The sequence below is a fragment of the Dactylosporangium sp. NPDC000244 genome, assembly GCF_040300725.1.
GTDB lineage: Bacteria > Actinomycetota > Actinomycetes > Mycobacteriales > Micromonosporaceae > Dactylosporangium.
Genome location: NZ_JBEPEH010000032.1, coordinates 141702 through 150065, shown reverse-complemented (window position 1 = coordinate 150065; position 8364 = coordinate 141702). Strand labels below are relative to the sequence as shown.

General features: G+C 67.8%; 9 protein-coding genes and 1 pseudogene. All 10 read right to left on the bottom strand.

Going from position 1 to position 8364, the window contains the following annotated elements; all coding sequences use genetic code 11:
- Positions 1 to 870 (bottom strand): 30S ribosomal protein S3 (rpsC, locus tag ABT369_RS38565; protein ID WP_350619921.1); only part of this gene is annotated, 870 nt, incomplete at its 3' end.
- Positions 871 to 983: 113 nt separating this feature from the next.
- Positions 984 to 1433 (bottom strand): annotated as a pseudogene (gene rplV, locus ABT369_RS38560) (50S ribosomal protein L22); the annotation flags it as partial.
- 31 nt (positions 1434 to 1464) lie between these two features.
- A complete protein-coding gene (gene rpsS, locus ABT369_RS38555; RefSeq protein WP_350619916.1) occupies positions 1465 to 1746 on the bottom strand; it encodes a 30S ribosomal protein S19 in 282 nt (93 codons plus the stop codon).
- A 12-nt stretch (positions 1747 to 1758) separates the two neighbouring features.
- Positions 1759 to 2598 carry a 50S ribosomal protein L2 gene (rplB, locus tag ABT369_RS38550; protein WP_350619914.1) on the bottom strand — a complete coding sequence of 280 codons (840 nt, stop codon included), beginning with the start codon at positions 2596 to 2598 and terminating at the stop codon, positions 1759 to 1761.
- 12 nt (positions 2599 to 2610) lie between these two features.
- Positions 2611 to 2913, bottom strand: a complete 303-nt coding sequence (gene rplW / locus ABT369_RS38545; protein ID WP_033357665.1) for a 50S ribosomal protein L23 — start codon at positions 2911 to 2913, stop codon at positions 2611 to 2613.
- 3 nt (positions 2914 to 2916) lie between these two features.
- The gene (gene rplD / locus ABT369_RS38540) at positions 2917 to 3582 is read right to left on the bottom strand and encodes a 50S ribosomal protein L4 (protein ID WP_350619911.1); all 666 of its coding nucleotides are present in this window, start codon (positions 3580 to 3582) and stop codon (positions 2917 to 2919) included.
- Positions 3579 to 4250 carry a 50S ribosomal protein L3 gene (gene rplC, locus ABT369_RS38535; protein ID WP_350619909.1) on the bottom strand — a complete coding sequence of 224 codons (672 nt, stop codon included), beginning with the start codon at positions 4248 to 4250 and terminating at the stop codon, positions 3579 to 3581. Before rplC ends, rplD begins: the two co-directional genes overlap by 4 nt.
- A gap of 12 nt (positions 4251 to 4262) precedes the next feature.
- Positions 4263 to 4571, bottom strand: a complete 309-nt coding sequence (rpsJ, locus tag ABT369_RS38530; protein WP_018347762.1) for a 30S ribosomal protein S10 — start codon at positions 4569 to 4571, stop codon at positions 4263 to 4265.
- A gap of 324 nt (positions 4572 to 4895) precedes the next feature.
- Positions 4896 to 6089 carry an elongation factor Tu gene (gene tuf, locus ABT369_RS38525; protein ID WP_350619906.1) on the bottom strand — a complete coding sequence of 398 codons (1194 nt, stop codon included), beginning with the start codon at positions 6087 to 6089 and terminating at the stop codon, positions 4896 to 4898.
- A 148-nt stretch (positions 6090 to 6237) separates the two neighbouring features.
- Positions 6238 to 8337 carry an elongation factor G gene (fusA, locus tag ABT369_RS38520; protein ID WP_350619904.1) on the bottom strand — a complete coding sequence of 700 codons (2100 nt, stop codon included), beginning with the start codon at positions 8335 to 8337 and terminating at the stop codon, positions 6238 to 6240.
- Positions 8338 to 8364 lie beyond the last annotated feature (27 nt).

Here is an 8364-nt window from a genome sequence, read left to right as displayed (position 1 = left end):
TTGGCCTACTTCCGCCTCCCCGGCCCGGGCGGTGCCGCGGGGCCGGGGGGGGGGGGGGGGTGGGGGGGGGGGGGGGGGGGGGGGGCCGGGGGGGGGGGGCGCGCCCCCCCCCCCGCGACCGGCCTCAGTGCCACCAGCGGTCGTGCCGGAGGAGCCGGAACGCCCGCGGCGCGGCCGCTCGGGCCGGTCCGCACGCTCACGACGACCACGCGGCGGGGCGGCCTCGGCCGGCGCCTCGCGACCCGGAACGGCGTCGCCCTTGTAGATCCAGACCTTCACGCCGATCCGGCCGAAGGTCGTACGGGCCTCGAAGAAGCCGTACTCAATGTTCGCGCGCAGCGAGTGCAGCGGCACACGACCCTCGCGGTAGAACTCGGTGCGGCTCATCTCGGCGCCACCGAGGCGACCGGAGACCTGCACCCGAATCCCACGCACGAGCGGGTTCTTCATGGCCGACTGCATCGACTTGCGCATTGCGCGGCGGAAGCTGACCCGGCTGGACAGCTGCTCGGCCACGGCCTGCGCGACGAGCTGGGCGTCCGACTCGGGGCTCTTCACCTCGAGGATGTTGAGCTGCACCTGCTTGCCGGTGAGCTTCTCGAGCTCCGCGCGGATGCGGTCCGCCTCGGCGCCCTTGCGGCCGATCACGATGCCCGGGCGGGCCGTGTGGATGTCCACGCGGACCCGGTCGCGGGTGCGCTCGATGTCGACCTTGGCGATGCCGGCCCGCTCCAGGCCCTTGGACATCATCCGGCGGATCTTGACATCCTCCGCGATGTAGTCCTTGTAGAGCTTGTCGGCGTACCAGCGCGACTTCCAGTCGGTGCTGATACCGAGCCGGAACCCGTGCGGGTGAACCTTCTGACCCATTACTCGGTCCCTTCCTCGGCGTCAGCCTGCTCGGCGTCCGCCTTCTTGGCCGGCTCGGCCTTTTTGGCCGGGGCCTTCTTCGCGGCCGCCTTCTTCGCGGGCCGCGACTCGACCTCGTCGCCCTCGTCCGTCTCCGGCGTCACGGCCTTCGCGGCCTTGGTCGCCTTGGCCACGCCGGCCTTTGCCGCACGGGCCTGGGCGGCCGGAACGCTCTCGACCACGATCGTGATGTGGCTGGTGCGCTTGCGGATCCGGTACGCCCGGCCCTGCGCCCGCGGCCGGAACCGCTTGAGCGTCGGGCCCTCGTCGACATAGCACTCGGCGACCAGGAGCGAATCCGGGTCGAGGCGCTCGTTGTTCTCTGCGTTGGCGATGGCGCTGGCCAGAACCTTGTAGACCGGCTCGCTCGCCGACTGCGGCGCGAACTGCAGCACCGTGAGCGCCTCGCGCGCGGGCAGGCCCCGCACAAGGTTCACCACACGGCGCGCCTTCATCGGCGACACGCGCACGTGCCGCGCGATCGCCCGCGCACCGGGCAGCGCCGCCTCGCTCTTCGTTGGCATCGGGAAATCCTCTTGATTCCTATCGGCTGCCTTAGCGGCGGCGGCTCTTCCGGTCGTCCTTCTCGTGACCCTTGAACGTGCGGGTCAGCGCGAACTCGCCGAGCTTGTGCCCGACCATCGCCTCCGTCACGAAGACGGGCACGTGCTTGCGTCCGTCGTGGACGGCGATCGTGTGCCCGAGCATCTCGGGGATGATCGTCGACCGGCGCGACCAGGTCTTGATGACGTTCTTGGAGTTCTTGGCGTTCTGGACTTCCACCTTCTTGACCAGGTGGTCGTCAACGAACGGGCCCTTCTTCAGGCTGCGAGGCATTGCTCAGGCTCCTTAGCCGCGCTTCCGGGTGGCGTAACGCCGACGGACGATGAGACGGTCGCTCGGCTGGCCCTTGCGCCGCGTGCGGCCCTCCGGCTTGCCCTTCGGGTTGACCGGGTGGCGACCACCCGAGGTCTTACCCTCACCACCACCGTGCGGGTGGTCAACGGGGTTCATCGCGACACCACGGACGGTCGGGCGCTTGCCCTTCCACCGCATGCGGCCGGCCTTGCCCCAGTTGATGTTCGACTGGTCGGCGTTGCCGATCTCACCCACGGTCGCGCGGCAGTTCACGTCGACGCGCCGGATCTCGCCGGAGGGCATACGCAGCGTGGCGTACTGCTCCTCGCGACCCAGCAGCTGGATGCCGACGCCGGCCGAGCGGGCCAGCTTGGCCCCGCCACCCGGGCGCAGCTCCACCGCGTGAACGGTGGTGCCGACCGGGATGTTGCGCAGCGGCAGGTTGTTGCCCGGCTTGATGTCCGCGCCGGCACCGGCCTCGACCGCGTCGCCCTGCTTGAGGTCCTTCGGGGCGATGATGTAGCGCTTCTCGCCATCGGCGTAGTGCAGCAGGGCGATGCGCGCGGTGCGGTTGGGGTCGTACTCGATGTGCGCGACCTTGGCGGGAATCCCGTCCTTGTCCGCACGCCGGAAGTCGATCAACCGGTACTGGCGCTTGTGCCCGCCGCCCTGGTGCCGAGCGGTGACCCGCCCGTGGACGTTGCGGCCGCCCTTGCTCGGCAGCGGCACGAGCAGCGACTTCTCGGGCGTCGATCGGGTGATCTCGGCGAAGTCGGCAACGCTCGAACCACGACGACCGGGCGTCGTCGGCTTGTATTTACGGATAGCCATCGTCTATACCCCTCAGCTGACCGGTCCGCCGAAGGCTTCGATCCGGTCACCCTCGGCGAGCTTGACCATCGCCCGCTTCGTGTCCTTGCGCTTGCCCCAGCCCGTGCGGGTGCGCTTGCGCTTGCCTTCGCGATTGATGGTGTTGACCGACAGGACGCGGACGTTGAAGATCTGCTGGATCGCGATCTTGATCTCGGTCTTGTTGGCGTCCGGGTGCACCAGGAACGTGTACCAGTTGCGGTTGAGCTCGCTGTAGCTCTTCTCCGAGACCACCGGCTGGATGATCACGTCCCGCGGGTCTGCGATCGTCGCCATGGCTCAGCCCTCCTCGTTGCTGTCGTCGGCGCGCGCGCTCGACTCGGCCGGAACCCCGAGGAACTCGTCCAGCGCCGCGGTGGTGAACACCACGTCGTCGGCCACGAGCACGTCGTGGGTGTTGAGCTGGTCGGCGACCAGCAGGTGCACCGACTGCTCGTTGCGCAGGCTGAGCCAGTTCGCCTCGTCGTCGCGGGCGAGCACCACCAGGACCCGGCGGGCCTCGGTGATGGCGCGCAGCGCGACCAGCGCGGTCTTGGTCTTCGGCGTCTCACCCTCGATGAAGGACTCGACGACGTGGATGTGACCCTCGCGGGCGCGATCCGACAGCGCACCGCGCAGGGCGGCGGCCTTCATCTTCTTGTTTACCCGCTGGGTGTAGTCGCGCGGCACGGGGCCGTGGACCACGCCACCACCGGTGAACTGCGGCGCGCGGATCGAGCCCTGGCGGGCGCGACCGGTGCCCTTCTGCTTGTAAGGCTTCTTGCCACCGCCGGCGACCTCGCCGCGGGACTTCGCCTTGTGCGTGCCCTGGCGGGCCGCGTTCAGCTGCGCGACGACGACCTGGTGCATCAGCGGGATGCTGGCCTGGGCGTCGAAGATGTCGTCGGGGAGCTCGACGGAGCCGTTGGTGGTGCCGTCGGCCTTGCGAACGTCGACGGTCGTCATCGGGTGATCCCGCCCTTCTGCGCCTTCGCCTCGACCTTGGCCGCGCTGCGCAGCAGCACGAGGCTGCCCTTCGGACCCGGGACCGCGCCGCGGACCAGGATCAGGCCCGCCTCGGCGTCGATCGCCTGGACCGTCAGGTTCTGCACGGTGAAGCGCGCGCCACCCATGCGACCGGCCATCCGCACGCCCTTGAAGACGCGACCGGGGGTCGCGCAGGCGCCGATGGAACCGGGCGAGCGGTGCTTGCGCTCGACACCGTGGCTGGCCCGCAGGCCGTGGAAGCCGTGCCGCTTCATGACACCGGCGTAGCCCTTGCCCTTGGTGCGGCCGGTCACGTCGATGCGCTGGCCGGCGGCGAAGGTGTCGGCGTTGATCTCCTGGCCGAGCGAGTACTCGCCGGCGTCGGTGGTCCGCAGCTCGACGATGTGCCGGCGCGGCGCGACGTCCGCCTTGGCGAAGTGGCCGGCGCGCGGCTTGTTGACCTTGCGCGGGTCAATCTGACCCCACCCGATCTGCACCGCCGAGTAGCCGTCGTTGTCGGGCGTGCGCACCTGGGTCACGACGCACGGGCCGGCCTGCACCACGGTCACGGGGACAACCTTGCCGTTGTCCCAGACCTGGGTCATGCCGAGCTTCTCACCCAGGATGCCCTTGACTTGCCTGTCCATAAGTCCGAGTCCCTACAGCTTGATCTCGATGTCGACGCCGGCCGGAAGGTCGAGCCGCATGAGCGAGTCGACCGTCTTCGGGGTGGGGTCGATGATGTCGATCAGACGCTTGTGCGTGCGCATCTCGAAGTGCTCGCGCGAGTCCTTGTACTTGTGCGGCGAGCGGATCACGCAGTAGCGGTTGATCTCAGTGGGCAGCGGCACCGGCCCAGCGACCTGAGCCCCGGTGCGCGTGACCGTCTCGACGATCTTCCGCGCCGAGGAGTCGACGACCTCGTGGTCGTAGGCCTTGAGCCGGATGCGGATCTTCTGTCCCGCCATGGTGGCTTCAGTTCCCTCTCTCATGCGGGGCCTCGCAGCCCCGCCAAACCCCGCAGGGTCCGGTGCCGCCTAATGTGTTTGTCCGACCCCCGCGGTCGGGCGTGTCGCGGCCAAGGGCCAGGCTCCGCCGCAGACGATTTCCGCTGTGGAGACCTACCCCAGGGCGTGCCACGCCCAGTCGAGGGGATCCGCGTCGATCACAGGACCGACGCCGCGCGGAAGCGGTCGAGACTTCTCATTGAGCAGTCTCGACCGCCCCACGACGCAACCCGACCATTATGCCGCATGTTCTGCGACAAAGTGAAATCGGGGTACCTCCAGGTGTTACTTGATGATCTTCGTCACGCGGCCGGCGCCGACGGTACGGCCACCCTCGCGGATCGCGAAGCGGAGGTTCTCCTCCATCGCGATGGGCTGGATGAGCTGCACCGACATGCTGGTGTTGTCGCCCGGCATGACCATCTCGGTGCCCTCGGGCAGCGTGACGACGCCGGTGACGTCCGTGGTACGGAAGTAGAACTGCGGCCGGTAGTTCTGGAAGAACGGGGTGTGCCGGCCACCCTCCTCCTTGGAGAGGATGTAGACGGTCGCCTCGAACTCGGTGTGCGGGGTGTTGCTGCCCGGCTTCACCACGACCATGCCGCGCTCGACGTCCTCGCGCTTGATACCACGCAGGAGCAGACCGACGTTCTCGCCGGCACGCGCCTCGTCGAGGATCTTGCGGAACATCTCGATCGCCGTGCAGGTGGTCTTCATCGACTTGGCCTTGATGCCAACGATCTCGACCTCTTCGTTCGGCTTGAGGATGCCACGCTCGACACGGCCGGTGACGACCGTGCCACGACCGGTGATCGTGAAGACGTCCTCGACGGGCATGAGGAACGGCTTCTCGGTCTCACGCTCGGGCTGCGGGATCGCGGTGTCGACCGCGTTCATCAGCTCCAGGAGCGCGCCGGTCCACTGGCTGTCGCCCTCGAGCGCCTTGAGCGCCGAAACGCGCACGACCGGCGCGTCGTCGCCCGGGAACTCCTGGCTCGACAGCAGCTCGCGAACCTCGAGCTCGACGAGCTCGAGGAGCTCCTCGTCCTCGACCATGTCGCTCTTGTTGAGCGCCACGACGATGTACGGCACACCGACCTGGCGGGCCAGCAGCACGTGCTCGCGGGTCTGCGGCATCGGACCGTCGGTCGCCGCCACCACCAGGATCGCGCCGTCCATCTGCGCGGCACCGGTGATCATGTTCTTGATGTAGTCGGCGTGACCCGGGCAGTCGACGTGCGCGTAGTGCCGGTTCGCCGTCTGGTACTCGACGTGCGCGATGGAGATCGTGATACCACGGGCCTTCTCCTCCGGCGCCTTGTCGATCTCGTCGAACGGCGTGTAGGGGTTCAGGTCCGGGAACTCGTCGTGCAGCACCTTGGTAATGGCCGCCGTCAGCGTCGTCTTACCGTGGTCGATGTGACCGATGGTGCCGATGTTGACGTGCGGCTTAGTCCGCTCGAACTTCGCCTTCGCCACTGGTGTCCTCCTGTGGACTTCTTGGTTCACGGTGCGCCGACGCTGGAAGCGCCGACGCACCCTGTCGACTTGGGTCTGGCTGGCCCCGACTTGCAGGAATCCGAATCAGCCCCGCTGACACAGCCTCACGGCCAAACTACCGGGGTGCTTACTCCCCGGTCGCCTTCGCGATGATTTCCTTCGCCACGTTCGCGGGAACCTCGGCGTAGGAGTCGAACTGCATCGAGTAGCTCGCCCGGCCCTGAGTCTTCGACCGCAGGTCGCCGACGTAGCCGAACATCTCCGACAACGGCACGGTGGCGCGGACGACACGGGCGCCGCCACGCTCCTCCATCGCCTGGATGGTGCCTCGCCGGGAGTTGAGGTCGCCGATGACGTCGCCCATGTTCTCCTCGGGCGTCGTCACCTCCACCGCCATGAGCGGCTCGAGCAGCACGGGGTTGGCGCGGCGAGCCGCGTCCTTGAGCACCATCGAGCCGGCGATCTTGAACGCCATCTCGGAGGAGTCGACCTCGTGGTACTGCCCGTCGAGCAGCGTGAGCTTGATACCGACGAGCGGGAAGCCCGCCAGCACGCCGTACTGCATCGCGTCCTGCGCACCGGCGTCGACCGAAGGGATGAACTCCTTCGGGATGCGACCACCGGTGACCGCGTTGACGAACTCGTACGTGGGGCCGTCTGCGCTGGTCTCCAGCGGCTCGAGCTTGATGATCACGCGCGCGTACTGGCCGGAGCCACCCGTCTGCTTCTTGTGGGTGTACTCGACCTTCTCCGCAACCGACTTGATCGTCTCGCGGTACGCCACCTGCGGCTTGCCGATGTTCGCCTCGACGTTGAACTCGCGCCGCATGCGGTCGACGAGGATGTCGAGGTGCAGCTCGCCCATGCCGGCGATGACCGTCTGCCCGGTCTCCTCGTCGTTCTTGACGCGGAAGGTCGGGTCCTCCTCGGCCAGGCGCTGAATGGCGGTGCCCAGCTTCTCCTGGTCGGCCTTCGTCTTGGGCTCGATGGCCACCTCGATGACCGGCTCCGGGAAGGTCATCGACTCGAGGATGACCGGGTTCGCCGGGTCGCACAGCGTGTCGCCGGTGGTGGTCTGCTTGAGACCCTGCACGGCGATGATGTCGCCGGCACCGGCGCTGCTGCGCTCCTCACGCTTGTTCGCGTGCATCTGGTAGATCTTGCCGATCCGCTCCTTGCGGTCCTTGGTGGAGTTGACCACCTGGGTGCCGGATTCGAGCGTGCCGGAGTAGATGCGCACGTAGGTGAGCTTGCCGAGGTGCTTGTCGGTCTGGATCTTGAACGCCAGGCCCGAGAACGGCTCGCTGGTCGACGGCTTGCGCAGCAGCGGCGTCTCGCCGTCCGTCGCGATGCCCTCGATGGCCGGGATGTCCAGCGGGGAGGGCAGGAACTCCACGACGGCGTCGAGCATGGGCTGAACGCCCTTGTTCTTGAACGCCGAGCCACACACGACCGGGTTGAGCTTGCCGGCGATGGTGGCCTTGCGGATCGCGGCCTTGAGCTCCTTGACGTCGAACGTGTCGCCGTCGAGGTAGCGGACCATGATGTCGTCGTCGGTCTCGGCCAGCGTCTCGAGGAGCTTGTCCCGGTATTCGTTGGCCTGCTCGACCAAGTTCTCCGGGATCTCCTCGATGGCGTAGTCCTCGCCCTTCTGGGTCTCGCCGCGCCAGGTCAGCGCGCGCATCTCCAGCAGGTCGACGACGCCGATGTGATCGCCCTCGAGGCCGATCGGAATCTGCAGCACCAGCGGGGTGGCGTTGAGCCGGTCGACCATCATCTGCACGCAGCGGAAGAAGTCGGCACCGGTGCGGTCCAGCTTGTTGACGAAGCACATACGCGGGACGTTGTACTTGTCCGCCTGCCGCCAGACGTTCTCGGTCTGCGGCTCCACGCCGGCGACGCCGTCGTAGACCGCCACCGCGCCGTCGAGGACGCGCAGCGACCGCTCGACCTCGACCGTGAAGTCGACGTGGCCGGGCGTGTCGATGATCTGGATCGTGTGGCCCTTCCACTCGCACTTCGTGGCGGCGGAGGTGATGGTGATGCCGCGCTCCTGCTCCTGCTCCATCCAGTCCATGACCGCCGCGCCCTCGTGGACTTCGCCGATCTTGTACGTGATGCCGGTGTAGAAGAGGATGCGCTCGGTCGTCGTCGTCTTACCGGCGTCGATATGCGCCATGATGCCGATGTTGCGGACCTTGGCGAGGGCGGCGTCTACGGCAGCCACTACAAATCCCTACTTCGTCTCTCGTCG

Excerpts from the sequence above, each read along its gene's own strand:
- rpsS (WP_350619916.1), bottom strand. The coding sequence starts at position 1,746 with ATGCCTCGCAGCCTGAAGAAGGGCCCGTTCGTTGACGACCACCTGGTC.
- rplB (WP_350619914.1), bottom strand. The coding sequence starts at position 2,598 with ATGGCTATCCGTAAATACAAGCCGACGACGCCCGGTCGTCGTGGTTCG.
- rplW (WP_033357665.1), bottom strand. The coding sequence starts at position 2,913 with ATGGCGACGATCGCAGACCCGCGGGACGTGATCATCCAGCCGGTGGTC.
- rplD (WP_350619911.1), bottom strand. The coding sequence starts at position 3,582 with ATGACGACCGTCGACGTTCGCAAGGCCGACGGCACCACCAACGGCTCC.
- rplC (WP_350619909.1), bottom strand. The coding sequence starts at position 4,250 with ATGGACAGGCAAGTCAAGGGCATCCTGGGTGAGAAGCTCGGCATGACC.
- rpsJ (WP_018347762.1), bottom strand. The coding sequence starts at position 4,571 with ATGGCGGGACAGAAGATCCGCATCCGGCTCAAGGCCTACGACCACGAG.